Raw genomic sequence first — 26,564 nt, 5'->3', positions numbered from 1 at the left:
CGGGATCATCACAAAATGAACTTCGATACCTACCGACGCCAGTGGTTCGGTAACATTCGCGGCGACCTGCTTTCGGGCCTTGTCGTGGCGCTCGCCCTCATTCCCGAGGCCATCGCCTTTTCGATCATCGCTGGCGCGGACCCCAAAGTCGGGCTTTACGCCTCCTTCTCGATTGCCGTCATCATCGCCTTCACCGGGGGCCGACCCGGCATGATCTCGGCCGCGACGGCTGCGACGGCCGTCCTGATGGTCACGCTGGTGGCCGATCACGGGCTGGAGTACCTGTTCGCGGCCACGGTGCTTGCGGGCCTCTTGCAGATCGGCGCCGGTTTTCTGAAGCTCGGCAACCTGATGCGCTTCGTCTCGCGCTCGGTGATGACGGGCTTCGTCAATGCGCTCGCGATCCTGATCTTCATGGCGCAGATCCCCGAACTCGTCGACGTGCCCTGGCTGACCTATCCGCTGGTCGCAGCCGGCCTCGCGATCATCTACCTCTTTCCCTACGTCACACGGGCCGTTCCCTCGCCCCTCGTCACCATCCTGGTGCTGACGGCACTGGTGCTCGTCATGGGCTGGGACGTGCGCACCGTGGGCGACATGGGCGATCTGCCCGACACGCTGCCGGTCTTCCTGATCCCCGACATCCCGCTCAACTTCGAGACGCTGGCGATCATCCTGCCCTACTCTGCCGCCATCGCGATCGTCGGCCTGCTCGAAAGCCTGATGACGGCGAACATCGTGGACGACCTGACCGACACGCCGTCGGACCGGAACCAGGAATGCGTCGGACAGGGCATCGCCAACACGGCGACCGGCTTCATCGGCGGCATGGCCGGCTGCGCCATGATCGGCCAGTCGATCATCAACGTGAAATCCGGTGGCCGCGGGCGACTTTCGGCCTTCACGGCGGGCGTCGTCCTGCTGTTCCTCGTGGTCGCGCTCGGTGATCTCGTGGCACGGATCCCGATGCCGGCGCTGGTCGCGATCATGATCATGGTCTCGATCGGCACTTTCTCATGGTCGTCGATCAAGGATCTCAGGACACACCCGCGGTCGTCCTCTGTCGTGATGCTCGCGACGGTGGCGGTGGTCGTCTACACGCACAACCTCGCCATCGGCGTGCTCGTCGGGGTCCTGCTGTCGGGGCTCTTCTTCGCGGCCAAGATCTCGCAACTCTTCGGAGTCACCTCGTCCCTGTCCGAAGACGGGCGCGTGCGCACTTATAATGTCGAGGGGCAACTCTTCTTCGCCTCGTCCGAAGACTTCATGGCGGCGTTCGACTTCAAGGAGGCGGCCGACAAGGTGGTCATCGACGTCAGCCGCGCGCATATCTGGGACATCTCGTCCGTTGCCGCGCTAGACATGGCCGTGCTGAAGTTCCGGCGCGACGGCTCCGAGGTCGAGATCGTCGGCATGAACGAGGCGTCCGAGACCATGGTCGACAAGCTTGCGGTGCACGACAAGCCGGGCGCGATAGACAAGCTGGCAGCCCACTGAGCGGAGGAGAGAGACCATGACCGACAAGATCATCGCGCTGGTGGACGGCTCCACCTATTCGAAAAGCGTCTGCGACCATGCCGCCTGGATCGCCGGCCGCGCCGAGTGGGAGGTCGAGCTGATGCACGTGCTCGGCCGCCGCGAGGGCGGCGCGGGTTCGGACCTGTCGGGCGCCATCGCGCTTGGCGCGCGCAGCGCCCTGCTGAAGGAGCTGTCGAACCTCGACGAACAGCGGTCGAAGCTCACCGTCACCCGCGGGCGTGCAATTCTAGAGGATGCAAAGGCGTTGCTGGACGAGGCCGGCGTCCGCGCGACCGAGCACCTGCGCCACGGCGACCTCGTCGAGGCGATGACAGAGCGCGAGGCCACGGCCGAGATGGTCCTCGTCGGCAAGCGTGGCGAGGCGGCGGACTTCGCCAAGGGGCACCTCGGCTCGAATCTCGAACGGGTGATGCGGGCGGGGCGCAAGCCGCTCTTCGTAGCCTCCCGCGCGTTCCGGCCGATCGAACGGGTGCTCATCGCCTATGACGGCAGCGCCAGCGCGATGCGGGCGTTGAAATACGTGGCACAAAGCCCCCTCTATGCCGGGCTCGCCGTCAAGGTCGTCACCGTCGGCAGCGACAGCGATCGCGCGCGAAAGGGGCTGGCGGACGCGAAGGCGATGCTGTCCGGCCCGGGCGTCGAGGCTCAGACCGAGCTTCTCTCCGGCCAGCCGGAAGAGGTGCTTGGCAAGCTGGTCGAGGATGCGGGCTTCGATCACCTCGTGATGGGCGCCTCGGGCCATTCGCGCCTGCGCGCGCTTTTCGTCGGCTCGACCAGCCTCGAGATGATCCGGACCTGCAAGGTGCCGGTCCTTCTCGTCAGGTAAGATGCCCCTCGTGGCGCGCCCTGACGCGGCACGGGGTTTCCTTCAGAGCGTTCGCACGAGGCGCAATGCATCGTAGATCGCGGCGTGCGTGTTGCGGGCCGCAACTGCGTCGCCGATCCGGAACAGCTTGTATCGCCCCTCAGGGTTGCTTTCGACCGTCTGCGGGCGGCCGGCGACGAGCGCCTCGTGATCCACCGCCCCACCGTTGCGCGAGCCCGGCTTCAGCTCGAAATACACGTCGTCGAGGGGCCGCGTGCCGTGGTTCACCACCACCTGGTCCACTTCGCGGTCGCGCTTGAACGGGCCGTAATCGCTGCCGAGCGTGGCCAGCAGCATGTTCCCCTTGCGGCGCACCGCGTCGACCCGCCATGTCGGCGTGAAGACCGCGCCCCTGGCTTGCAGGATCCGCAGCGACGGCGTCAGCGACATCGCCATGACCTCGGAGACGATGTTGCGGTCGCGGGTCACGATCTCGACCTCGGCGCCGCTCTCGACGATCTTCTCGGCCGCCTGCAGCGCCGGATAGTCGCCCGCGTCGTCGTAGATCAACACGTTCCGGCCCGGCGCAACGTCGCCCGACAGGATGTCCCAGGCCGAGACGACAAAATCGTTCCCTTCATGCAGGATCTCGACATGGGGCAAACCGCCCGTGGCGACGATCACCACGTCCGGCGCGTCGGCCATGACGTCAGCCCCGTCTACCAAGCTGGTGTAGTGAAAGCGTACGCCCTGCCGCTCGCACTCGGCCACCCGCCAGTCGATGATCTGCATCATCTCGCGCCGCCGCTCGGTCTGCGCGGTCAGGCGGATCTGGCCGCCGGGATGGGAGGCGGCTTCGTGCACGGTTACGTCGTGGCCCCGGAGCGAAGCCACCCGCGCCGCCTCGAGCCCCGCGGGTCCCGCGCCGATCACGATGATCTTCTGCACCGTCGTAGCCTTGGCTATGGTGTGCGGCTGCTCAATCTCGCGCCCGGTCGAGGGGTTGTGGACGCACAGGGCCATGCCCCCCTGGTAGATCCGGTCAAGGCAGTAGTTGGCACCGACGCAGGGGCGGATGCGCTCTTCCTCGCTGCGCAGGATCTTTGCGACGATGTGCGGGTCGGCCATGTGCGCACGGGTCATCCCGACGAGGTCCAGCTTGCTACTGGCGATGGCATGGCGAGCGGTCGCCACGTCCTGGATCTTGGCCGCGTGGAAGGTGGGAAACTCGGTCGTCTTGCGGATCTCGCCCGCGAAATCGAGATGCGGGGCGCTCGCCATCCCCTGCACCGGGATCACGTCGGTCAGGCCTGCATCGGTATCGATATGACCCTTCACGACGTTCAGGAAATCGACGAGGCCGCTGTCCTTCAGCCGCCGCGAGATCTCGAGCCCATCGGCGTTCGTCAGCCCGCCCGGCAGATCCTCGTCCCCGGTGTAGCGCACGCCCACGATGAAGTCGGGCCCGCAGGCGTTGCGGATCGCCTGCAACGTTTCGAACGTAAAGCGCAGCCGATTGTCGAGGCTCTCGCCCCCGTAGGGCGCGTCCAGCTCGTTCGTCAGCGGCGACCAGAACTGGTCCATGAGGTGCCCGTAGGCCTGGATCTCGATCCCGTCGAGGCCGGCCTCCTTCATCCGCTGCGCGGCAGAGGCATAATCGGCAATCAGGCGCGCGATATCCCAATCCTCGGCCTTCTTCGGGAAAGCCTTGTGCGAGGCTTCGCGCTCGTGCCCCGCAGAGACCACGGGCAGCCAGTCGCCCTTGTCCCACCGCGTCCGACGCCCGAGGTGCGTCAGCTGGATCATCACTGCGCAGCCCTCGTCGTGACACGCGTCCACGAGTTGCCGCATCCAGCCGACGACCTCGTCCTTCCAGGCGAGGATGTTGTTGAACACCGGGGGACTATCGCGCGAGACGCTGGCCGACCCGGCCGTCATCGTCAGTCCGATCCCTGCACGCGCCCTTTCGACATGGTAGGCCCGGTAGCGGTCCTTGGGCATGCCGTCCTCGGGATAGGCGGGTTCGTGCGCCGAGATCATCAGCCGGTTCTTCAGCGTCAGGTGCTTCAGCTTGTAGGGCTGCAGAAGCGGATCGTTCGTTTTGGCGGGCTCTGCGCTGGCTGGCATCGATTGTCACCTTTCCTTCGGGCGCTGGGGCAGCAGCCTCAGGTTTATGCGCGCACCGTTCAAGCGTCCACGTGGCCCGCTTCGGGGGCGGCGGAGATTTCGCACCTGCCCCGAGGCGCGAACGCCCCGACAGTCATTCTCGCATCTTGCCCGTGGCGGGACGCACGTTCGTGAAAGGCTTGAGCGGCGGAAAGAGCTTCCCTGACTGTTCCTCGCCACTGGCCGGGGCGGAATTTCTGTTCCAGATATCGCCACGAACCGCACACACGGAGGCACCCCATGTTCCGCAGCTTCGCGCTTGCCGCGACCGTCACCCTTGGCACCCTCGGCACCGCCGGAGGGGTCCACGCGCAGGAGACGGAACTCCTGAACGTGTCCTATGACATCGCCCGCGAGCTCTATGCCGCGATCAACCCCGCCTTCATCGAGCAGTGGGATGGCGAGGGCGAGCTGACGATCAACCAGAGCCACGCCGGCTCGTCCAAGCAGGCGCGCGCGATCCTTCAGGGCCTCCAGGCGGACCTCGTGACCTTCAATCAGGTGCTCGACGTCGAAATCCTGGCCGATGCCGGGTTCGTCGCCGAGGATTGGCAGCAGCAGTTCCCCAACAACGCGTCGCCATACTATTCGCTGCCCGCCTTCATGGTCCGCGAGGGCAATCCCAAGGACATCGACGGCTGGGATGACCTCGTGCGCGAGGATGTCAGCGTGATCTTCCCGAACCCCAAGACCAGCGGCAACGGGCGCTACACCTACCTGGCCGCCTGGGCCTGGGCGATGGAAGAGTTCGACGGCGATGAAGAGCGGGTCCGGGAATACATGGCCGACCTTCTGGGCAACGTTGAGGTCTTCGACACCGGCGGCCGCGGCGCCACCACGACCTTCACCGAGCGCAATATCGGCGACGTCCTCGTGACCTTCGAGGCCGAGGTGCTGAACATCGCCGGCCAGACCGAGGGCTACGAGACGGTCGTACCCGACCAGTCCCTGCTGGCCGAGTTCCCGGTCGCCGTGGTCGAGCGTGTGGCCGAAAGCCGTGGCACCGAAGAGGTTGCCCGCGACTACCTCAACTTCCTCTACACGACCGAGGGGCAGGAAATCCTCGCCTCGTTCAACAACCGCGTCCATGACGAGGCCGTGGTCGAGGCCAACGCAGACCGCTTCCCCGAGGTCGAGCTGTTCACCGTGGAAGACAAGTTTGGCTCCTGGGCCGAGGCGCAGGAAACGCATTTCGGCTCGGGCGGGACGCTGGACCAATTGCTGCGTCAGTGATCTAGACGCCATCGCGACAGGCCGCCGCGTCCCATCGCCGGGGCGCGGCGGTCGTCCGTCCTTCCACGCCCGGAGCCGCCCGCCGCCATGCCGATCCTGCAGACCCCGATGGATGCCATCCGGCGCCGCCGCCGGTCCCCCCTTCCGGGGCTGGGGCTGACGCTGGGCGTGACGGTGACGTTCGTCACGCTGATCATCCTGCTGCCGCTGTCGGGGCTGGCATGGCAGTTCGCGCAACTGGGATGGTCGGACTACATCTTCGTCATGTCCGACCCGCGCACGCTGGCCTCGCTGCGGGTGACGATCACCGCGGCCCTGCTGGCGACGATCGCGAACGGCATCTTCGGCCTGCTGCTGGCCTGGGTGCTGGTGCGCTATCGCTTCCCCGGCCGGGCGGCGCTGGACGCGCTGGTGGACCTCCCCTTTGCGCTGCCAACCTCGGTCGCGGGCATCGCGCTGGTGGCGGTCTATGCGCAGGACGGCTGGATCGGCGGGTTGATCGAGCCCTTGGGTTGGCAGATCGCCTATACCTGGTGGGGGATCGTGATCGCGATGACCTTCACCTCGGTCCCCTTCGCCGTGCGCGCCATCCAGCCGCTGATCGAAGAACTCGACCGCCGGGAAGAAGACGCCGCCACCACCCTTGGCGCCTCGCGCTGGCAGACGTTTCGCTCGATCACCCTGCCCCAGCTTTCACCCGGTATCCTCACGGGAACCGGCCTCAGCTTCGTGCGCAGCTTGGGCGAGTTCGGCGCAGTCATCTTCATCGCCGGCAACCTGCCCTACGAGACCGAGATCGCCTCGTTGCTGATCGTGATCCGCCTGGACGAGTTCGACTATCCCGCCGCCTCGGCCATTGCCGGCACCATGCTGGCGATCTCGCTGATCGTGCTGGTGGTCATCAACATCCTGCAGACGCGGCTCTACCGCAAGCTGGAGGGCGCCGCATGAGACGCCCCATCCTGATCGGCCTCGCCATCCTCTTCGCAGCCGTCGTCATCGTCCTGCCCGTCGCCGCGATCTTCACCCGCGCCTTCGCCGAAGGCCTGTCGGTCTGGGCCGCTGCCGTGACCGAGCCCGAGACCGTCGCCGCCATCCGCCTGACGATCCTCACGGCACTGATCGTGCTGCCGGTGAACATCGTCTTCGGCCTCTGCGCCGCATGGGCCATCGCGCGCTACCGCTTTCCCGGCCGCCGCGCGCTCTTGGTGCTGATCGAGGTGCCCTTCGCCATCTCGCCCATCGTCGCGGGCCTGTGCTTCCTGCTGATCTACGGCGCCTACGGCCCCGTCGGCGCGGCGCTGCAGCCCTATGGCATCCAGCTGATGTTCAACCTGATCGGCATCGTGCTGGTGTCGCTCTTCGTGACCTGCCCCTTCGTGGTGCGCGAGGTGCTGCCCGTTCTGTCCGTCACCGGCGAGGACGAGGAGCGCGCGGCGCTGACCCTTGGCGCCAACGGCTGGCAGATCTTCCGCCTCGTGACTTTCCCGAACGTCACCTGGGCGCTGGTCTATGGCGCGATCCTGGCCACCGCCCGCGCCATCGGCGAGTTCGGCGCGGTCAGCGTCGTGTCGGGCGCGATCCGGGGGCAGACCATGACCCTGCCCTTGCAGATCGAGCTGCTCTACAACGACTACAACACGACCGGCGCCTTCGCGGCGGCGACCGTGCTGGCGCTTCTGGCCCTGCTGACGCTGGTGCTGCGCGCCCTCATCTCCTATTTCCACCCCGCGCGGGGAGCAACGCCATGAGTCTCGAGATCGACCGGATCACCAAGTCCTTCGACGGCGATGCTGCCGTCCTGAACGAGGTCTCGCTGACCGTGAAGGACGGCGAGTTCATTGCCCTCCTCGGCCCGTCGGGATCTGGAAAGACGACGCTGCTGAACCTGATCGCGGGGCTGACGAAACCCGACGGCGGGGCCATGCACCTCGACGGCGACGACATCACCAACCGCCCCGCCGGCGCGCGCCGCTTTGGCATGGTGTTCCAGAGCTATGCCTTGTTCCGGCACATGACCGTCGCCGACAATATCGGCTTCGGCCTGCGTGTCCTGAAGGGAAAGGACCGCCCGTCCAGGGCAACCCGCCGCACCCGCGTGGCCGAACTGCTCGACCTGATCGAAATGAAGGACCTGGGCGACCGCTACCCGGCGCAGCTCTCCGGCGGTCAGCAGCAGCGTGTCGCGATGGCGCGCGCGCTCGCGATCTCGCCGCGGCTGTTGCTGCTGGACGAGCCGTTTTCGGCCCTTGATGCGCAGGTCAGGCGCAACCTGCGTGGCTCGGTCCGCGAGTTGCAGCAGAAGGTCGGCGTGACGGCGATCCTCGTCACCCACGATCAGGCCGAGGCGTTCGAAATCGCCGACCGGATCGCCGTGATGAATAACGGCCGGATCGAACAGGTCGGCACCCCAGCCGACCTAGCCGAGCGTCCCGCCAGCGATTTCGTGAGGCAGTTCATCAGCGCCGGCTGACCCGGAGCTGGTCCTGCGTCAACGGAATGTAAACCCTCTCAGGCAAAGGTGCGCGGACCCTCCCCGACAACGAGGCTTGCGTGGCTTTCCGTACCTGCTCTTTCGCCCTGCTCACGATCCTGTCGCTTTCCGTCGCCGAAGGCGCGCGGGCGCAGGGCTATTCGTTGCTGACCGGGCGGGGCCTCGCCTCGTCCCGCATGCAGGCGCCGACCGGCGGGTTTCTCGGGGCAAGGCAGCCGCTGATCCAGGCGCGGACCGAGGTGCCGGATATCGACGAGGGCTCGGTCGGGGCGCAAAGCCTGTTCCTGGGCCAATCGGGCTACGGATTCTTCGCACCCTTGCCCGAACGGGACCAGTCGGGGCGCCAGTTCCAGCGACCGCACGTCCCGCTCTCGGGCGGTGATCCGCAGGCCGCAATGGTCCGTCACCTCATCGCGCAGGCCGAAGCCGGGCGAGACGGGTATGACGCGGTCCAGCACGGCGCCCGCCGCAAGACTCCGCGCCCGCCGACGCAGATGACCCTGGGCGAGATCTTTGCCTGGATCGACGCAACGCCCGGCCAGCCCCACGCCATCGGTCGCTATCAGTTCATCCCGTCGACTTTGGCGCGGCTCGTCACGATCCTCGACTCCGGTCCTGACGAGCTGTTCTCGCCCGAGCTACAGGACAGGCTTGCTGATATCCTGCTTCAGGACGCGGGCTATGACGCCTTCCGCGCCAACGAGATCGGACAGACCGCTTTCATGAACAACCTTGCCCGTATCTGGGCGGGTCTGCCGACATCGTCGGGCCGGTCGCACTACCACGGCTACGCCGGCAACGCGGCCACCATGTCCTGGGCGAGCTTCGAAGAAGAGATGTCCCGGATCTTCCAAGGCTGACAGGATCTTTCGGCGTTCCCGATCCTATTCCTGCGGTTTAGATCAAGTGCCGGAAACCGGGCAAAAGGCCGTCGCCTTGCGCGGCACGCCCGATCGACGTCTGAGAATCCTATTAAGATTGCACAGCCACTGTGGAACCCCGGCCCGGCAGGCGGCGAGCCGAGGCCGTCACAAAACGCGTTCTTTCCTCAAGGTCGCCGTTCCAGCTGCGCCCGGAAGTCATCTCCCATCGAGAGATGACGTGGCACAAGACCGGCTGAGGGCGCGTGGCAAGTGCGCCTCCGGGGTCTTTCCCGGAGGCGCAGCCTGTGTTGTTACTCGGCGGCTTTGGCCTGACGAGGGAAGCCCGACAGGACTTCCTCGGCCGTGGCCTGGTGATTCTTGACCGAGCTGGTCCACTGGCCCCAGGGCTCTGCATCGGTCGTGTCGCCGTTGCTGCCGAGCGACTGCATCCTGCGCTGGTCCTCTTCGGTCAGGACCTGCTTCGGCAGCGGACCGAGATTGGCGACGTCGGCGGCGCTGATGCCGATCATCTCGCCCACGCGGTTGCCGTAGTCGTCGTGGACCATGAGGAAGTGCCAGATCATCCGCTCTTGCACGTCACGTTCGCAGTCGCCCAGCATGGTGCCCATGTTGTTGACCAGGTCGTCACGCTCCCACTCCATCATGGTGCAGTAGCGGGCGCGGGCCTGAACGTAATCGTTGCGACGCTCGATCACGCTACGGGTCAGCTGGCCACGGATCTCGGGCGAGTTGTTGTTCTCTTCCCGCGGCGCCTCTTGCAGACCGTTATGCAGCGACGGCTCGTAGTTCACGTGCGGGTTCTGCCCTTCGGCGGTCTCGCGGTAGAACGACATCTGGCCGCCGGACTGGTTGGTGGCCACGCGGGCCTCCTTGGCCTGGTTCACCGGCAGTTGCAGGTAGTTCGGGCCGACGCGGTAACGCTGCGTGTCCGAATACGAGAACGTCCGGCCGACCAGCATCTTATCGTCCGAGAAATCGAGACCGTCGACAAGCACGCCCGTGCCCATGGCGATCTGCTCGTTCTCGTTGAAGAAGTCCTCGACGTTGCGGTTCAGCGTCATGGTGCCGACGTGGCGCAGCGGGAACTGGTTCTCGGGCCAGATCTTGGTATCGTCGAGCGGATCCCAGTCGAGCTCGGGGTGCTCGTGATCCTCCATGACCTGGACGTACATGTCCCACTTGGGGAAGTTGCCCGTCTCGATCGCCGTATAGAGATCCTTGGATGCCGAGCCGAGATCCTGCCCCTGCACCTTGGCCGCTTCGTCGGCGGTCAGGCTGGCGATGCCTTCCTGCGGGTGGAAGTGGTACTTGACCAGCACCGTGTTCCCCTCGGCGTTCACCATCTTGTAGGTGTTCACGCCGAAGCCTTCCATCTGGCGGTAGTTCGCCGGAATGCCGCGGGGGCTGAACAGGTGCGTCAGCATGTGCATCGCTTCAGGCGTCTGGCTCATGAAGTCGAAGATGCGGTTCGGCTCTTGCCGAAAGGTCACGGGATCGGGCTTCAGCGAATGGATGACGTCCGGGAACTTGATCGCGTCACGGATGAAGAACACCGCAAGGTTGTTGCCCACGAGGTCCCAGTTGCCGTCTTCGGTGTAGAACTTCACCGCAAAGCCGCGCGGATCGCGGGCGGCTTCCGAGCTGTCGCGCCCGCCGATCACGGTCGAGAAGCGGATGGCCAGCGGGGTCTTCTTGCCCGCCTCCTGGAAAAGCTTGGCGCGGGTGTAGGTCGAGGCCGGTTCGTCGCCGATCTTGCCGGTCGCCTCGAACTCGCCATAGGCGACGAAGCCGCGGGCATGCACGACGCGTTCGGGGATGCGTTCGCGGTCGAAATGGCTGATCTTTTCGAGGAACTGGTAGTTCTCTAGCGTCGCCGGGCCGCGCGACCCCACGGTCCGTTGCGATTGGTTGTTGACCACCGGGTGACCCTGGCGATTCGTGAGGACGCGGTCGTTGGCGTTGGGGTTTTTGTCGGCAGGTGACATGCGGTTTTCCACTGGCTCCGTTGCAAGAATCTGGATTCCACATCGACGTCACGCCAGGCATCGGGACCTGGAGTTTTGTGAAGTGGAATAATTCTAGTTTACGCAGGCCGCCCCCCGGCCGCAATGGGGGCAGAGCCCTTGGCCCTGTCCCGCGCCCCGACGGAAGCTACTTCCTCTTTGCCGCCTCACCCGGTTCAGCCTTGCGATGACCAAGCGGAAAGCCCGCTGCCACGCCGCGGAGACGTAGGTCGCGCTCCAGGTCGGGACCATGCAGCCACCCCGGCTTTGCGTCATGCTGACAAGGCGGATGAGGCTTTCGGCCGTTGATGTGGGTGCGGCCGAGCGTGATAAACTGGACGCCCGAGAAGCAGAGACATCGACGCATGGCCCGGTATGGATGTCGCCGGTTCCGTCGAAGGTTGACCATCTCATCATGAGCTTGCCGGCCCCGGATTTCCGCCGCGTGCAGCAGAAGATCAGGGCAATCATGTGGTTCGGCTTGTTGCGGTCAAGGACCCCTGAAGTTCTCGGCGCGGCGCGGTGACGCGTTCCCTTGATTGCGGCCAAAAGCAGTCCGACGCTATCTTCGTTCCTAGGTAAGCCGCACGACGTGCATGCCCGCCCCGCTCAGGGGGCGGTGGCGACCACGCGGGCGACGCGGTGGCCTTGGTCCAGGTCATGCAGCGCGATCCGTTCGGGCGTCTGTCCCAATGGATAGATCGGGCTGGCGTTCTCGATCCCGGAGATGTCCGGCATGGGCGGGCGCACGCGCGTGGGATCGGGCACCGGCACCGCGGCGAGCAGGCGTTTCGTGTAAGGGTGCTGCGGATCGCGCAGGACCGCGTCGCGCGGCCCCTCTTCCACCACCTGCCCCAGCCGCATGACCATCACCCGGTCGGCCACCTGCTCGATCACCGCCATGTCGTGGCTGATGAACAGGTAGGACAGGCCGTCCTCTTCCTGCAGTTCCCGAAGCAACTCGAGCACCTGCGCCTGCACGCTCACGTCAAGCGCCGAGACGCTCTCATCCGCGACGATCACCTTGGGCGACAGCGACAGCGCGCGGGCAATGCAGACCCTCTGCCGCTGCCCGCCCGAGAACTCGTGCGGATAGCGCGACAGCATGTCGGGCGACAGGCCGACCCGCCTGAACAGCCACTCCGCCCGGTCGTCAAGCTCGGACCCCTTCGCCAGCCCGTGGACGCGCATCGGTTCTACCACCTGCTCGCCCACGCTCATCCGGGCGTCGAGCGAGGCGCCGGGATCCTGGAACACCATCTGGATGTCGCGCAGCACCGGCCGCATTGCGGCGCGCGACCGGCCTCGAGTCTGAACGCCGTCGACGCGGACCGAACCCTCCCACGGGACGAGGCCGAGAAGCGCCTTGCCGATGGTGGACTTCCCGCAGCCGGACTCGCCCACCAGCGCCAGCGTCTCGCGCTCGCGGATGGCGAAGGAAACCCCTTCCACCGCGTGGACGCGCGCGATGGTGCGGCCGAGGATGCCGCCCGAGATGTCGAACCGCACGCAGAGGTCGTCGACCTCCAGGATCTTCTTGCCTTCCCCGACTGCCGGTCGGGCCGGAGCCGTGCCAAGACGCGGCACCGCTGCCAGGAGCGTCCGGGCGTAGTCCGTTTGCGGGTCCGCAAAAAGCTCGCGCACCGGCGCCGCCTCTTCCTGCCTTCCCTGCCGCAGAACGATGACGCGGTCGGCCATCTCGGCCACCACGCCCATGTCGTGGGTGATCATCAGGACGGCGGTGCCGTGTTCTGTCTGCAACGTGCGGATCAGGTCGAGGATCTCGGCCTGCACGGTCACGTCGAGCGCCGTCGTCGGCTCGTCCGCGATCAGGATCTCGGGGTCGCAGGCCAGCGCGATGGCGATCATCACGCGCTGTCGCATGCCGCCGGAAAGCTCGTGCGGATACTGCTTCAACCGCCGCTCGGGTTCGGTCAGGCGCACATCGTTCAGAAGTTTCAGCGCCCGATTAGGCGCCTCGGAGCGGGTGCAGACGCCCTGTTCCAGCAGCACCTCGACCAGTTGCCGCTCGACCGTCATCAGCGGGTTGAGCGAGGTCATCGGCTCTTGGAAGATCATCGCGACACGGGCCGAGCGAATCTTGCGGTAGCCATTCTCGTCCAGCCGGGTCAGCTCGACCTCGCCCAACTGGATCGATCCGCCGGCGACGCGGGCCATGGGTTTGGGCAGCAGGCCCATGATCGCCAGCGCCGTCATCGACTTGCCCGATCCGCTTTCGCCGGCCAGCGCCAGCGTCTCGCCCGACACCAGGTCGAAGGACAGCCCGTCGAGGACCGTCTTGGCCCCCGCCTCGGTCGCGACCTGAACCTTTAAGTCCCGGACGGTCAGGAGGGGCCGGGTGCCGCCCCCTCCGATATCTTGCGCCTCGGTCATTCGAGGACGATCCGCGGAAAGTAGAAGGACACGACCCAGTTCGGCATGTCCACGATCTCGGAAATCCGCAGATCCCCCGCGACCGAGCACAGCAGGTAGGCGTCTTCCGCCTTGAACCCGTGTTCCTTGCACAGAAGGTCCACCATGGCCGAGACGGCATCGCGTGCGCCGCTCATCATGTCGGGACCGATCCCGGTGGTCACCTCGTAGCCCTTGGCGTCCAGATGCCGTGTCACCGGCCCCGGCGTGGTGAAGCGCGGGAAGGCGAGCTTTTCCTGCTTCACGAGGTCCAGCGTGACTTCCACGTCCATGGGCGACTCGATCGCCGTCCCGCAGACCTCGCCATCCCCCTGCGCGGCATGGGTGTCCCCGATCGAGAACAACGCCCCCGCGACCTCGACCGGCAGGTACAGCGTCGTCCCCGCCGCCAAGTCGCGGATATCAAGGTTCCCGCCCATCCGCCGCGGCGGGACGACCGAATGCAAGCCGGGCTCGGCCGGGGCAAGGCCGATGGTTCCGGCGAAGGGTTTCAGCGGCACCTTGGCGATGTCCGAAAACAGCGCCGGGTCCAGCGTGTCCGGGTTGTAGTCCCAGACCTTCAGATGCGGGTCCTTGAACTGGTCGGCCAGCAGCCCGAAGCCCGGAATGTTCGCCGTCCAGCCGAAGCCCGAGGGGTGGAACGCCTCGATCTGGATCTTCAGCACGTCCCCCGGCTCGGCCCCGTCGACATAGACGGGACCGGTGACGGGATTGATCTTGCCGAAATCCATACTCGGCACGTCGGCGGTCGTGCTGTCCTTGGTGAATTGCCCGCCCGAGCTGTCGAGGCACTGGAAGTGCAGCCGGCTGCCCGGGGCCACCGTTTCAGCGGGGGGGACCGAATGATCCCACCCGTGATGGTGATGGCCGTGGATGGTGTAGTCGCAGTTCTTGCACATGCCGGTTACTGGGCCTCGGTCGAATAGATATAGTCGTAGTTCACCGGGATGTGGACGGGATCGACGAACAGGCTATCGTCGCCCGCGATCTGGTCCGAGTGAAGGGTGAAGCGCTGCTCGTTGAAGACGGGCACCCACGGCGCGTCCTCCATGATGTCGAGGTAGATCTGGCGCCACGCCTCCTCGCGACCTTCCTCGTCGCCCACCATCGCGTCGGCCGCGGCGGCACGCTGGTCGATCTCTTCGTTGCAGTACCACGCCCAGTTCCAGCCGCCGGACACCGCGCCCGCGCAGCCCAGGATCGGCCCGTAGAAGTTCGACGGATCGGGGAAATCCGCGATCCACGCCATGCCGCCCGACCAGATCATCGGGGCCTGGTCCGGCTCGCCACCCGCCGCGATGACGTTGGCCTGCGCGAGGCTCCGGATCTCGGCATTGATGCCGATCTGGCTCAGGTCCTGCTGGATCGCCTGCGCGATGCGCGGATTGGGGTCCACGTTCATCACGTAGAGCTCGGTGTCGAACCCATCGGCGAAGCCTGCGTCGGCCAGCATCTGCTTGGCGGCCTCGGGGTCGTAGGCGTAGCCCTCGTAATCCTCGGCATATCCCGGCATGGTCGGCGGCAACGGCTGGTTGGCCGGGACCGCGCGGTTGTTGATCATCTGGACGATACGGTCCTTGTTGATCGCCATGTTGACGGCCTTGCGAACGTCAACATTGTCGAACGGTGCCATCTGGGTGTTCATCGTGATGTAGCCGGTCTGGAGCTGGCCGCCCTCGACGATCTGGTCCTCGTATTCGGCGTCGTTCACGACCTGCAGGAACTGCGCGGGCGGGATGCCGTCACCCGGCACGTCCGCGTCCCCGTTCTGGAGCTGAAGCAGCGCCACGGTCGGGTCGAGCCCGATGTTGAAGGTCACCTGGTCCAGCTTCGGGACGCCGGCGCGGTGGTAACCCTCGAACCGCTCGAAGACGACGCGCTGGCCGGGGCTCCACTCGGCCAGCTTGAACGCGCCCGAGCCGACGGGCTGGCGGCCGAAATCCTCGCCCGCCGCCTCGACGGCCTCCTGCGGGACGATCGACGCGAAGTTCAGCGCCATGACGTGGCCAAAGGTGGCGTCCGGACGAGACAGCGTGATCTCGACCGTCTTGTCGCCCGTGACCTCAACGCCCGACAGGCCTTCGCCCTCGCCCGCGTTCCAGGTGTCGAACCCTTCGATCATGCCGAAGAAGCCGGCGCCGGGGCTGCGCGTTTCGGGGTTGGTGACCCGCTCGAGCGAGTATTTCACGTCCTCGGCCGTGATCTCGCGGCCATTGTGGAACTTGATTCCGTCCTTCAGGGTGAAGGTGTGGGTCAGGCCGTCCTCGCTGATCTCGTGGCTTTCGGCCAGCTCGTTGCGCAGGGTCGTCGTGCCGGGCTCGTAGCCCATCAGCCCGTCGAAGAGCGACTTGATCATCGACCAGTTCTGCCAGTCGTAGCCGATCGCGGGATCCAGCGTCGCGACGTCGTCCTGATAGGTGACGATCATCTCGCCGCCCTGGGGCGCGTTCTCGTCCACCTGTGCCAGCGCGCCGGTGGCCGTCAGAGCAATTGCCGAGGAAAGAAGCAGTTTCTTCATGGTTGTTCTCCGCTGTTGGTCATTTTGTTTTGATTCTGGGATCGATCAGGGGTGCCACGAGGTCGGCAAGCAGGTTGCCGACTACGATGGCCGTGGCCGAGACCATGGTGACCCCCATGATCACGGGGATGTCGACGCGCTGGATCGCCTGCCAGGCAAGCTGCCCGATGCCGGGCCAGCCGAAGACACTTTCGACGACGACGATGCCGGACATGAACAGGCCGATATCGATCCCGATCATCGCGATGATCGGCAGGATCGCGTTCGGCATGACGTGCCGGGTGATGATGCGCAGCTTGGACAGGCCCTTGGCCCGCGCCGTGCGCACAAGATCCTCGTTCAGCACCTCGATCATCGAAGACCGCATCATCCGCGAATACCACCCCGCTCCCAAGAGCCCCAGCGTGAGCGAGGGCAGCACGAAATGCGCAGGGGTGCCGTAGCCGCCGATGGGGAACCAAGCCAGCTGCACGGCAAAGACGTAGAGCAGCAGGATGCCGATCACGAATTGCGGGGCCGAGATCGCGACGAACGAGAAGATCATCAGCGAATGGTCGGCCGGCCTGTTGCGGCGCAGGGCCGCGACGACGCCGATGGTCAGACCGATGATCAGTTCGGTCACGATGGCAGTCACCATCAGCATCAGGCTCGCCGGCAGCCGCGCCCCGATCAGCGAAGATACCTCGGCCCGCTGCAGATAGGAGCGGCCCATGTCGCCCTGGAACAGTCCGGTGAGATAGCGCCAGTACTGCACGAAAAGCGGGTCGTTCAGGCCAAGCTGGTCGCGGATGTTCGCCACCGTCTCTGCCGTCGCCGACCGTCCCGCAATCTGCCGCGCGGGGTCGGCGGGCACGAGGTACAGCAGGATGAATGTGACGAAGGTGATCCCCAGAAGTATCAGAACGCTCTCGAACAGGCGGCGGAGAAGATAGCCGGTCATCAATGCCTCCCCTTCAGCGTCGGGTCGAGGATGTCGCGCAGCGCGTCGCCCACGAGGTTGAAGGCCAGCGCCAGCAGCACGATCAGAAGGCCCGGGAAGAACACGAGCCACGGGGCCGTCGAGAAATAGGTCTGGTTCTCGAAGATGATGTTGCCCCAGGACGGCATCGGCGGCTGCACCCCGACGCCAAGGTAGCTCAGCGTCGCCTCGAGCAGCACGGTGGTCGAAATTCCCAGCGTGCCGAACACGATGATCGACGACAGCAGGTGCGGCAGCAGGTGCTTGCCCAGAATGCGCAGCGGCCCCGACCCGATGGCGCGCTGGACCTGGATGAACTCGCGCTCGGCCAGGCTGCGCGTTTCGGTGTAGATCACGCGGGACATCTGTACCCAGTTCACCATGGCGATGACCAGCGCCACGATCATCAGCGACGGCTGGAAGATCGCGGCCAGCACGATGGCCAGCAGCAGCGCCGGGAACGCCATCATCAGGTCGGTGAACCGCATCAGGATTGCCGCCGTCCAGCCGCCGAAATAGCCCGCCGTGATGCCGACGCCCGCGCCCAGCAAAACGGCGATCCCGTTTGCGACCACCCCGATGATCAGCGATGTCCGCGTCCCGAGGATCAGGCGCGACGCCAGGTCGCGGCCCAGAAGGTCGGTGCCCAGCAGATGCTCCCCGCCCGGCGGCAGCGGTGCGCCCATCAGGTCGAGGCCGTCGAAGCTCTGCTCGAACGGGTCGTGGGGCATCAACCACGGGGCGAAGACCGCCGCGATGACCATCAGCGCAATGATGATCAGGCCGAACGCCGCGCGCGGACGGCGCAGGACTTCGCCCAGGACCGCACGAGGACGCGAGGCGCGCGGGGGCGCGGCGGGCTCGGTCGCGACGCTCATTGCCCGCCCGCCCCCGACGCCTGCCGCTCGGAGAGCAGAAGGGCGGCGGCGTCTTCCAGCGAGATCTGCTCGACCATGGCCATTGCCCGCAGTTGCTTGAGCGCAAGTGCCTCGTCTCCGCACTCCGGCATCAAAAGCAGCACTGCGCGGATCACGTCGACTCGCCCGGCCCGCTGCCGCGCAACTTCGCGCTCGCGCTCCGACCGCTCGGCCTTTCGCGTGAAGGTCTCGTGCGCGATCACCAGCGCCGAGAACAGGTTGCCGAGGGCCGAGACCGGAAGATACGCGTCCACCCCCTGCCCCAGCGCCCAGGCGAGACGGCCGGGGCTTTCCGACGACACCAGCCCGATCAGCGGCACCGGCGCCTGCCCGGCGGGCCAGGGCAGTTGCCCATCGTGGCCGGTGTCGATGTCGAGGATCACCATGTCCGCATTGGCCGCAATTTCCGTGTCGAGGTCGCCGGTCTGCGCCAGCGCATGGATGCCAAGGCGGTCGCAGCGTTCGACCACGTTGCGCATGGGCTCGGCCGAGCGGTGCAGCACGATGGCGGTCAGCCCGGCGAAGTTGTGCAGGGGATATCGCGTCATTTCACTACTCTCAGATCGGGACGGCGCGGGGCGGGGGACGTGTCCTGCCGTGCGAGATAGGGATCGGCGGGGATGGCCGCGGCGGCGCGGCCGATCACGCGAAAGCGCCCTCCCTCGGCGAGCGCCAGCCGGGGCGCAAGCGTCGCGTGACGCATCACCGGGTCAATCCGCAGGTCCCCCATGGCCGTCCGGACCGGCCCTTTGGACGCTGCCGCGAAGACCTCTCGCGGCGCATCCGTTCCGGCCGAGACGGCGGCGTGAGCAAAGATTTCGACCGCGGCATGGGCGCTCGCCAGAAAGGCCGAAGCGCGCCCGCTTGGCGCGTAGGTACGCGCTGCCTGCAGAAGGACCGCGCCGGCATCCTCTTCGAAGAAGCTGCCGGCCGACAGAAGGCCATCCGCCGCGGGGCCAAGCTCGTCCAGGTCAGCCTCGGTCTGATTGAAGCTGACCATGTGCCCCGGCCGCCCGCGCCGTGCGGGATCGCGGGCCATCAGGTCGTGCAGGAAACTCGTGTTCGACGGTCCGATCAGACTGTTGCACACACATTCGGCGCCGGTCGCGCAAATCTCGTCAACCACATGCGCATGATCGGTCGAGCCGAGCGGCACGTAACGCTCGCCCACGACCTCGATCCCTGCTGACTGCAGACGGTCGCGGGCAAGGCGCAGCGTCTCCCATCCCCAGACATAGTTCGAACCGACGAGGTACACTCGTTGCACTCCCTGCGCGGCAATCCAGTCCGTCGCCGGCACGACATGGTGGTTCGGCGCCGCGCCCAGGTAGACGACATGGTCGTTGCACTCGAACCCCTCGTAGGGGCACGGGTACCACAAGAGCCCGTCCTTGCGTTCGAGCACGGGGATCATGTCCTTCCGGCTCCAAGAGGTGATCGCGCCGACGATGTGGCGCACCCCGCCGCCCAGAAGTTCGGAGGCGGCGGCCTCGTAGCGGGCCACGTCGCCGCCAGGATCCCGGATCACGGGCTCGATCTCGACCACGTCGCGCAGGGTGTCGATCGCGCCGAGCGCGCCGGCCAGCGCGCTCTGACCCAGGGCGGCATAGCTGCCGCTGGTCGAGAAGACGAGGCCGAGCCTGAGCACCATGAAAGCTCCCCACACACGAAAAAGGCCCCGCATCCCTGGAAGTCAGGGAGATGCGAGGCCCGATTGCCCTTTGGCCGGTTGTCCGGCCTGTTTCAGGAAGTCTGCGCGACCAGCGGCCGCGTGTCCAGCCACCGCGCATCAGAAAGGTGCCAATTCACCGGACGTCCATATTTTATGCAGGTCACTTGCCGGATGGCGTCCGGTTTCAGCACCGCTCGTCTTGCGCGGCATGGCCCCCCCTATCAGACAAGATCACGCGGGATGGTCTCGGTCCAGTTCAGGGACTTGATCCGATCCTCGTTTTCGAACGCGTCGAGCTCGGCATAGAGGTAGAAGTTCTCCTTGTCGGCCGTCAGGCGCGTCCTCGTGCGGGTACGGATGGACCACCCCTCGCGCTCCAGCCCGTAGTGCCATTCCGTCTCGCCCGCGGCGGAAGCGTAGTCGCCGGGCGAGGCCGAGTATGTCTCGACCGCGCGGGCGGACACGGTCAGGTCGATGTCGTCGTGGCGCAAGATGCCGCGGTCGTCGGTCACCTCGAGCGCGGCCTCCTGTCCCCCCAGGTCGTGCTTGACCAGCCAGCGATGCTCGGGCGCCTTGATTGCCGTCATGGGCGGGCTTGGCGCTCGGCGCGCGGGACCGAAGCTGGGCGCGCTGTCATCCGCGGGCACCGGGCGCTGCGGTACGGTCAGGCGGCTGACACCGGTGCGCAGGGTCAGCTTGACGTCCTCGGGCGGGGTCCAGGCCAGCGGCCAGTAGACGGTCGAGACCGACAGCCGCAGCCGGTGGCCCTTGGGCACGTTCTCGGCGATGTAGTTCATCGGAACGCGCACCGTGTACTGGCGCCCCGGCTCCAGCGGTTCGGGATGACGGCGGCTGTCGCGATGGGTGAGGTTCAGCAATCCGTAGCTGAGGCGCGTGACCTGGTGATCGGGCTGCATGCCCGACAGGCGCACGGCCACCATCGCGATCGGCTGGTCCGAGGACAGCGTCAGTTCGACCTCGGGGGCGCCAAGGATCTCGATGTCCTCCTCCAGCGGCACTGTCTGGAATACAAGGCCGCCGCCATCGTCAATGCGCTGGTCACCGGCTAGGTCGGGGGCGTTGGCGTAAGAGCACCACTTGCCTGAGGCCAGCCCGACCGTGACAGGCGATTGCAAGTCGAGCCCCTCCTCCTCGACCGCCTCGTCCGGACGAGCCAGATGGCGTCCCGGCGAGAGGCGCCACTCTACCGGCTTTACGCGACCGGTCGGCCAGTCGGGTTCGGCAATCCAGCGGCCCGGACGCTCGTCGTATTCATGGTAGGGCGGCACGCTGTCCTGCATCCAGGCGGTGATCATCGGATCGTCCTCGACGCCCGTGTCCTTGCCCTTCAGCCAGCGATCCCACCAGCGCAGCATCTCGCCCAGAAAGTCAATTGCCGGGCCGGGGCGCCCGAAATGCGGATAGATGTGCCCCCACGGCCCGACGAGGCCCTTTCGCGGGCCCTTCAGGTTCTCCATCAGGCGGAACACGCTGTTCGTATAGCCGTCCGTCCAGCCCGAGACCGCGAAGACCGGAATCTGCACGTCGTCGTAATTCTCGCAGATGGAGCCGTGGCGCCAATAGTCGTCGCGGCGCTGGTGGCGCAGCCATTCGGCGAGCCAGGGGCGGCAGTTCTCAAGCCGCTCCATCCACATGTCGCGCCATGCGTCGCCGACCAGTTCGGGATCGGGCGGCAGCGAATTATAGGCGAACATCACGCCCGACCAGGACAGGTTGTCGCCCAGCAGCGTGCCACCCATGTGGTGGATGTCGTCGGCATAACGATCGTCGGTCGAGCTGACGGTGATGATCGCCTTCAGCGCCTCGGGCTGCATCGCCGCGATCTGGAGGCCGTTGAAGCCACCCCACGAGATGCCCATCATCCCCACGTTGCCGTCGCACCAGTCTTGCGCGGCAAGCCATTTGATCGCGGCCACCCCGTCGTCAAGCTCGGTCTGCAGGTACTCGTCCAGCAGCACGCCCTCGCTCTCGCCCGACCCGCGAATGTCGAGCCGCACGCAGGCATAGCCGTGCGCGGCGAGGAACGGGTGGGTATGAGCGTCGCGCACGCGGGTACCGAAACGCTTACGGTACGGAATGTACTCGAGGATCACGGGCACGGGGCGGCCGTCGGCGGGCCGCCAGATGCGCGCCGACAGGTGCAGCCCGTCCGTCACGGGAATGCGAACGTGTTCTTCGACCTTGATCTCCTGCGGCAGGTCATCGGCAATCTCCATCACAGTTCCTCCGGGATCGGCTTGATGAGAAATTCGAGCGAGTGGCGGCATCGCAGGTAGGCGTCCTCGATCGCGCCGATATTCTCGCCTCCGATAAACAGGTCCGCCAGTTCGTAGGTGTAGCTGTCCTGGTCCGGCAGGTCGCTCAGGCGTTGGCCGGGCCGGACGAGGATTTGCGCGGCAAGAGCGGGGAAAAGGGCCTCCAACTCCTCCAGCTGATCGGGATCCGGCACGCTGCGAACAATGCCGTCTTCCTCGTTCGAGCGGATCATGAACTTGGCTGCGACGGATGACTGACCCTCGCGCGCGGGCATCTCGATCTCTTCGCCCAAGGCCAGGAGGATCGCCTGCCGGTGATGGCTGGCCCCGTCGACGATGTGGAACAGCGGCGTGTGCGATTTCGACAGCCGCGGGTTGATCTCGAGCAGTCGCAGCGCGTCAGTGTCTTCGTCGAAGAAAAACTCGGCATTGAAGGGCCCGTTGTCAAAGCCGAAGCGACCCAGCAACTTGCCGACGATTCCCCTGCCCTTCTCGACGATCTCGTCGGGAATCTCCCCAGGATACTGATAGCGCGAAAAGCTGACGCCGGCACCGCCCCCCTTGAGGGACTCGACCGCCCCGACGATCCGCGTTTCGCCGCCCTCGACCAGTCCTTCGAGCGTGAAGAGACGGTCAGCCGAAATAAGCTCTTCAGCGACGGCAAAATTGCCGTTCACCTGCTGCGGACAACCGGATCTTGGATCGAGCCGGGCGAGGAAGCGATTGAAGGGCTCGCCGTGCTGGTGAATGAACCGCCGGCACGCCTGCAGCGCCTCGTCCAGACCATCCGGATCGCGCACGAGGAAGCCAAGCTTGGAGGAATGGCCCTTCACCGGCTTCAGCCAGAACGGGTAGTCGGGCACGGCCTCCTGCGCCTCGGACGGGTTGAACGGATTGACCGGAGTGACGGCGGGTGTGTTGTCGGGGAACACCTCGCGCTGCAACTGGCGCATCCAGTACTTGTGTTCGCACTTGGCCACCGCCTCGGGCGAGGCGCCCTTCAGACCGAAATCCCGGTTCAACAGAGCGACGAGTGACGTGACGGGGAAGTCGAGATGCCCCACGATCGCGTCGGGCGGCGGGTTCATCTCGGCAATCTGGGCATGTGCGCGGTGGTAAAGCGCGTCGAAGTCGATGGTTTCGTCGGGCGGCTGAACGTCGTCATGGCCGAGGACCGTAACCACATTCCAGTTCGTCGCCTCGGGAATGCGCTTGATGAAATTTTCGTTGAACGGATCGTTCCCGACGACACAGATCGTCTTTCTTGCAACTTCTGCCATTCGGGCCTCTCCATGTCTGGTATGAGTCCCAATGCGCCGGCGTCGTGGCCCGTTCCGATGTGGTCCCGGTACGGCGGCAAGACGCCCCGCGAACCTGTTAGAGCTTACTCGAAATCCCGGGCCGAGAGGGCACGCATGACCTCGCGGCGCACCAGCTTCCGGACGTTCCGCGTGATCCGCTCGCCCAATGCACCGGCGAGTTCTTCGCGCACGATCTCGGCCACGAGGTCCCGCAGTGCATCTTCGTCCAGGAACTGCTCGTCGTCGCCCAGTTCCAGCGGGTCGTCGCGGCCGGCATAATCGGCGCGCTCGAACCGACCCTGCGTCGGGGAGGGGAAGAACCGCAGGTCGGATGGGTCGTAGGGGGACGATGCGCCGGCACCGCGATCCACGCCGGCATCCTCGAAGATATCAGCACGACCGTCCTCGGCGTCATCCTCGACCGGCACGAGACGCAAGGGTCCGTCGGAACGCGCCATCTGCGGCGCGATACCACGCGGACGCACAGAGGGGACGCGATCGGGCAGATGCTGGGCCTGATCCTCGCTACCGTCTGGCTCGAACTCGACCGAATGATCCATGCCGATGGCAGCCTGCAGATCTGCGATACGCTCTTCCAGCGATTTCGGACGTGCGCTGCGCTCCGTCACAACCTCGAAGGCGGGCGGCAGATCTTCGGCAGGTTCGGGCAGTGCCATGTCGGGCCACCCGGCATCGGTTTCGACGACGGCCTCGGCGTGGACAGCCTCTTCGGGCGCCTGCTGAAGGGCCGCGGAACCGTCGGCCGGCTCCTGGACGCGCAGGTCCGAGGTCAGCACCAGCCGACCGGAGGCGGCAGGCTGCGCCTCCTCGACCGAGACGAGCTTGCGGATATTGGCGAGCACGCGATCGATTTCGCCGGATGACATCGCGTCGGTCATCTGTCCCCTGCCCGTGTTATTATTGGTGCGCTCGATGATACTCCAAGGCCGCGCCCCGCACAACGGCGGGGCGCCCTGTCAGCGTCCGAGGCTCTGGATGATCCGGTCCAGCTTCTCACCTTGGGGGCTGACCTTGCGGATCGGAGCATCCTCGACGGCATTGTAGTAGGCGGACGGATCATAGGTCGTGATGCCAAGGCCCAGATGCTCGACCGTCAGAAGACCCATCGTGTAGAGCAGCGCATAGGCTGCCCGGAACTCGGCAATCTGGGCCGATATCAGGCCGGCCCGCGCATCCTGCAGGTCCTGTTCGGCGTCAAGCACGTCAAGGGTGGTTCGCGCTCCCAGGCTGACTTCTTCCTGAAGCCCGGCGAAGGCGGCCTGCGCGGCCCGCACCTCAAGCTGGCCGGCCTCGATGCTGGCAAGGGCGACCTCCTGGTTGGCCCAGGCTTCGGCGACCTCCTGCAGAACGCTGTCCACGGTGATATGCAGTTCGGCCCGCGCCTGGTCGCGCTGCACCACCGCCTGGCGGTAGGCCGCCGTCAGGGCGCCACCACGGTAGATCGGGCCGCTCATCTGGACACCGAAGCTGCCCGTCTCGTTGAAATCGTCGTCCACCGAAAGCGACGCCCGGCCCGAGATCGTCGGACGAAGCTGTGCCTCGGCGCGAAGCACGTTCAACCCGGCGATAGTGATCACGCGCATGTCCTGCAGGATCGTCGGATGGATCTTTCGGGCGATATCCTGCGCCGCATCGAGGGTGCGCGCCGTCTGGGGATACTCGCCGATCGGCTGCAGATTGTCAGGCTCCTGCCCGACCACCTGGACGTAGGTGGCGATGGCAACCCGCAGATCGCCGCGCGCCGCCGCCAGCGCCGAACGCGCCGAGGCGAGTTGCGCTTCCGCAAGGGCAACATCCGTGCGGGTGACCTCTCCGACCTCGAAACGCTCGCGCGCGGCGCGCAGCTGTTCGTCGAGCAGCTCGACGTTGGACTGGCGCAGGTTCACGAATGCCGTCGCCTCGCGCACCGCCAGATAGGCGATCACCGTGTTGTAGAGCACCTGTTGTTCGACCTGGATCAGCGCCTGGCGGGTTGCCAGCACACTTTCCTTGGCGACGTCGATGGCAAGCCGCGTCGCACCACCGTCGTACAGAAGCAAACTGGCCGAGATTGCGGCAGAGGCCGATGCGGTCGCGGCGAAATTGCCCCCACCCACGGCGCCCTGCCCGATCTGGAACTGGCTGTTGCCCCCGGTAAGATTGGTGTAGCTCTGCGTCGCCTCGACCGCGTAGTTGATGATCGGCCTGAGCTGCGCAATCGCGATCGCCACGTCCTCGTCGGCCGCGCGCAACACTGCCCGGTTCTGCTCGAGCAGCCCGGAGTGGCGGTAGGCAAGGATAAACGCGTCGGCGAGTGTCTCGGCCGAAGCCGACGCAGCACCGGCGAACAGCGCGACGGCGGCAATCCCCGCACGAATGGCCGTCCGCACCCTCACAGCGAAAACTCCTTGCTGCGTTCAAACCCGGGCAGAACCGGGGCGGATGCATTGAACCCGAACTTCCAGCTCACGTAGCCGTCGGCCTTGATGCCTATCCGGCAGGTGCCGAGCCGGTCTTCAAGGAAGATGCACGCGATTCGGCCACCATCCGCCAACTGGTCGGTGATCGCCTCGGAAAGCTGCTCGACCGCGCCCTGCAGGATGATCGCGTCGTAGGGTCCGTGCTTCGGCGCACCCGTGGTCATGTCACCGCAGATGACGGCGGCGTTGTCCACGCCGGTATCGGCAAGCGCCGACTCGGCCTCGGCCACGAGGGGCTCGTCCGGCTCGACAGCGACCACGGCCTGCGCCAGATGCGCCAGAACGGCGGTGGAATAGCCGTAGGCCGGGCCCAGATCGAGAACGAGGTCCTTCGGTCCAATCTCGAGCGAGTTGATCATCTTGGCCAAGGTCCGCGGCTCGAGGATCACGCGCCCCGCCCCGAGGTCCAGATTCTCGCCCAGATACGCGGCCTCGCTCAAGCGCGTGGGCACGAACCTTTCGCGCGGTATCGTGAGCATCGCTTCGATGATCGGCAACATGGTCACGTCTGAGGGGCGGATCTGGGTGTCCACCATCACGCGGCGGCGAGAAGCGTAATCGGTCATGAGGTCGGCCTCGGCAACAGGTTCGCAGACGGTCTGCCACAACCATCCCCCTTCGGCAACGACAGGACCACATCCGATTTTCAGGACGCGGCGGCAGAGAAAGCCCTTTGCCTCTCCGGCGGCCTGGAAACTGGCTGCCGGAGCACATTCGCGTGGATTACGTGTATGGGTGCAAACCTTCGTGTGCACGTGTCGCGCAAACCCGTTCCGGGTAGGACATGAAGGATCAGACGTGCCAACGGGGGAGTAATGGAGGCGAGTACCGGAATCGAACCGGTGTGCACGGATTTGCAATCCGCTGCGTAACCACTCCGCCAAC

At 66.0% G+C, this 26,564-nt stretch carries 22 protein-coding genes; 8 read left to right on the top strand and 14 right to left on the bottom strand.

Annotated features, from left to right (window positions below; all coding sequences use genetic code 11):
* The first annotated feature begins 15 nt into the window (after positions 1 to 15).
* On the top strand, positions 16 to 1,497 hold the full coding sequence (locus ACFDS3_RS09700) for a SulP family inorganic anion transporter (protein ID WP_375262153.1): 1,482 nt from the start codon (positions 16 to 18) through the stop codon (positions 1,495 to 1,497).
* 16 nt (positions 1,498 to 1,513) lie between these two features.
* Positions 1,514 to 2,365, top strand: a complete 852-nt coding sequence (locus ACFDS3_RS09695; RefSeq protein ID WP_375262152.1) for a universal stress protein — start codon at positions 1,514 to 1,516, stop codon at positions 2,363 to 2,365.
* Between the two features lie 42 nt (positions 2,366 to 2,407).
* On the opposite strand, the gene ACFDS3_RS09690 is transcribed toward ACFDS3_RS09695, so the two are convergent.
* Positions 2,408 to 4,471, bottom strand: coding sequence for an FAD-dependent oxidoreductase (locus tag ACFDS3_RS09690; RefSeq protein WP_375262151.1), 2,064 nt, complete (start codon positions 4,469 to 4,471; stop codon positions 2,408 to 2,410).
* A gap of 279 nt (positions 4,472 to 4,750) precedes the next feature.
* On the opposite strand from ACFDS3_RS09690, the gene cysP reads away from it, so the two are divergent.
* The 5 genes from cysP to ACFDS3_RS09665 all read left to right on the top strand — a co-directional run bounded on the left by cysP (position 4,751) and on the right by ACFDS3_RS09665 (position 9,097).
* Entirely contained in the window at positions 4,751 to 5,743 is a 993-nt protein-coding gene (gene cysP, locus ACFDS3_RS09685) for a thiosulfate ABC transporter substrate-binding protein CysP (RefSeq protein ID WP_375262150.1), read from the top strand.
* A gap of 87 nt (positions 5,744 to 5,830) precedes the next feature.
* Positions 5,831 to 6,694: a sulfate ABC transporter permease subunit CysT gene (gene cysT / locus ACFDS3_RS09680; protein WP_375262149.1), complete on the top strand. Its 864-nt coding sequence runs from the start codon at positions 5,831 to 5,833 to the stop codon at positions 6,692 to 6,694.
* On the top strand, positions 6,691 to 7,494 hold the full coding sequence (cysW, locus tag ACFDS3_RS09675) for a sulfate ABC transporter permease subunit CysW (protein WP_375262148.1): 804 nt from the start codon (positions 6,691 to 6,693) through the stop codon (positions 7,492 to 7,494). Before cysT ends, cysW begins: the two co-directional genes overlap by 4 nt.
* Positions 7,491 to 8,216: an ABC transporter ATP-binding protein gene (locus ACFDS3_RS09670; RefSeq protein WP_375262147.1), complete on the top strand. Its 726-nt coding sequence runs from the start codon at positions 7,491 to 7,493 to the stop codon at positions 8,214 to 8,216. Before cysW ends, ACFDS3_RS09670 begins: the two co-directional genes overlap by 4 nt.
* Before the next feature lie 80 nt (positions 8,217 to 8,296).
* A complete protein-coding gene (locus ACFDS3_RS09665) occupies positions 8,297 to 9,097 on the top strand; it encodes a hypothetical protein (protein ID WP_375262146.1) in 801 nt (266 codons plus the stop codon).
* A 314-nt stretch (positions 9,098 to 9,411) separates the two neighbouring features.
* Here ACFDS3_RS09665 and ACFDS3_RS09660 read toward each other — a convergent pair whose 3' ends face one another.
* Positions 9,412 to 11,106, bottom strand: a complete 1,695-nt coding sequence (locus tag ACFDS3_RS09660) for a catalase (protein WP_375262145.1) — start codon at positions 11,104 to 11,106, stop codon at positions 9,412 to 9,414.
* A gap of 307 nt (positions 11,107 to 11,413) precedes the next feature.
* Between ACFDS3_RS09660 and ACFDS3_RS09655 the strand changes: the two genes are divergently transcribed.
* Positions 11,414 to 11,650 carry a hypothetical protein gene (locus tag ACFDS3_RS09655; protein WP_375262144.1) on the top strand — a complete coding sequence of 79 codons (237 nt, stop codon included), beginning with the start codon at positions 11,414 to 11,416 and terminating at the stop codon, positions 11,648 to 11,650.
* 83 nt (positions 11,651 to 11,733) lie between these two features.
* Here the strand turns inward: ACFDS3_RS09655 and ACFDS3_RS09650 are convergent, their stop codons facing one another.
* The 12 genes from ACFDS3_RS09650 to ACFDS3_RS09595 form a co-directional block, all read right to left on the bottom strand.
* Positions 11,734 to 13,518, bottom strand: coding sequence for an ABC transporter ATP-binding protein (locus ACFDS3_RS09650; protein ID WP_375262143.1), 1,785 nt, complete (start codon positions 13,516 to 13,518; stop codon positions 11,734 to 11,736).
* Entirely contained in the window at positions 13,515 to 14,456 is a 942-nt protein-coding gene (locus ACFDS3_RS09645; RefSeq protein WP_375262142.1) for an acetamidase/formamidase family protein, read from the bottom strand. The genes ACFDS3_RS09650 and ACFDS3_RS09645 overlap by 4 nt, the downstream gene beginning before the upstream one ends.
* Before the next feature lie 5 nt (positions 14,457 to 14,461).
* Complete coding sequence (locus tag ACFDS3_RS09640; RefSeq protein WP_375262141.1) at positions 14,462 to 16,075, bottom strand: ABC transporter substrate-binding protein; 1,614 nt, start codon at positions 16,073 to 16,075, stop codon at positions 14,462 to 14,464.
* Between the two features lie 19 nt (positions 16,076 to 16,094).
* Positions 16,095 to 17,015, bottom strand: coding sequence for an ABC transporter permease (locus ACFDS3_RS09635; protein WP_375262140.1), 921 nt, complete (start codon positions 17,013 to 17,015; stop codon positions 16,095 to 16,097).
* The gene (locus ACFDS3_RS09630; protein ID WP_375262139.1) at positions 17,015 to 17,911 is read right to left on the bottom strand and encodes an ABC transporter permease; all 897 of its coding nucleotides are present in this window, start codon (positions 17,909 to 17,911) and stop codon (positions 17,015 to 17,017) included. Before ACFDS3_RS09630 ends, ACFDS3_RS09635 begins: the two co-directional genes overlap by 1 nt.
* A complete protein-coding gene (locus tag ACFDS3_RS09625) occupies positions 17,908 to 18,498 on the bottom strand; it encodes an ANTAR domain-containing response regulator (RefSeq protein ID WP_375262138.1) in 591 nt (196 codons plus the stop codon). The genes ACFDS3_RS09630 and ACFDS3_RS09625 overlap by 4 nt, the downstream gene beginning before the upstream one ends.
* On the bottom strand, positions 18,495 to 19,601 hold the full coding sequence (locus tag ACFDS3_RS09620) for a transporter substrate-binding protein (protein ID WP_375262137.1): 1,107 nt from the start codon (positions 19,599 to 19,601) through the stop codon (positions 18,495 to 18,497). The genes ACFDS3_RS09625 and ACFDS3_RS09620 overlap by 4 nt, the downstream gene beginning before the upstream one ends.
* Before the next feature lie 242 nt (positions 19,602 to 19,843).
* Positions 19,844 to 21,859, bottom strand: coding sequence for a CocE/NonD family hydrolase (locus tag ACFDS3_RS09615; RefSeq protein WP_375262136.1), 2,016 nt, complete (start codon positions 21,857 to 21,859; stop codon positions 19,844 to 19,846).
* The gene (locus ACFDS3_RS09610) at positions 21,859 to 23,178 is read right to left on the bottom strand and encodes an acetyl-CoA carboxylase biotin carboxylase subunit family protein (protein WP_375262135.1); all 1,320 of its coding nucleotides are present in this window, start codon (positions 23,176 to 23,178) and stop codon (positions 21,859 to 21,861) included. Before ACFDS3_RS09610 ends, ACFDS3_RS09615 begins: the two co-directional genes overlap by 1 nt.
* A gap of 104 nt (positions 23,179 to 23,282) precedes the next feature.
* A complete protein-coding gene (locus tag ACFDS3_RS09605; protein ID WP_375262134.1) occupies positions 23,283 to 24,098 on the bottom strand; it encodes a hypothetical protein in 816 nt (271 codons plus the stop codon).
* 78 nt (positions 24,099 to 24,176) lie between these two features.
* Positions 24,177 to 25,595, bottom strand: coding sequence for a TolC family outer membrane protein (locus ACFDS3_RS09600; RefSeq protein ID WP_375262133.1), 1,419 nt, complete (start codon positions 25,593 to 25,595; stop codon positions 24,177 to 24,179).
* Complete coding sequence (locus ACFDS3_RS09595) at positions 25,592 to 26,245, bottom strand: protein-L-isoaspartate O-methyltransferase (protein WP_375262132.1); 654 nt, start codon at positions 26,243 to 26,245, stop codon at positions 25,592 to 25,594. Before ACFDS3_RS09595 ends, ACFDS3_RS09600 begins: the two co-directional genes overlap by 4 nt.
* Positions 26,246 to 26,564 lie beyond the last annotated feature (319 nt).

Source organism: Palleronia sp. (genome assembly GCF_042089775.1).
GTDB lineage: Bacteria > Pseudomonadota > Alphaproteobacteria > Rhodobacterales > Rhodobacteraceae > Palleronia.
The sequence above is the reverse complement of the archived record's forward strand: the minus strand, read 5'-3'. Positions and strand labels throughout refer to the sequence as shown.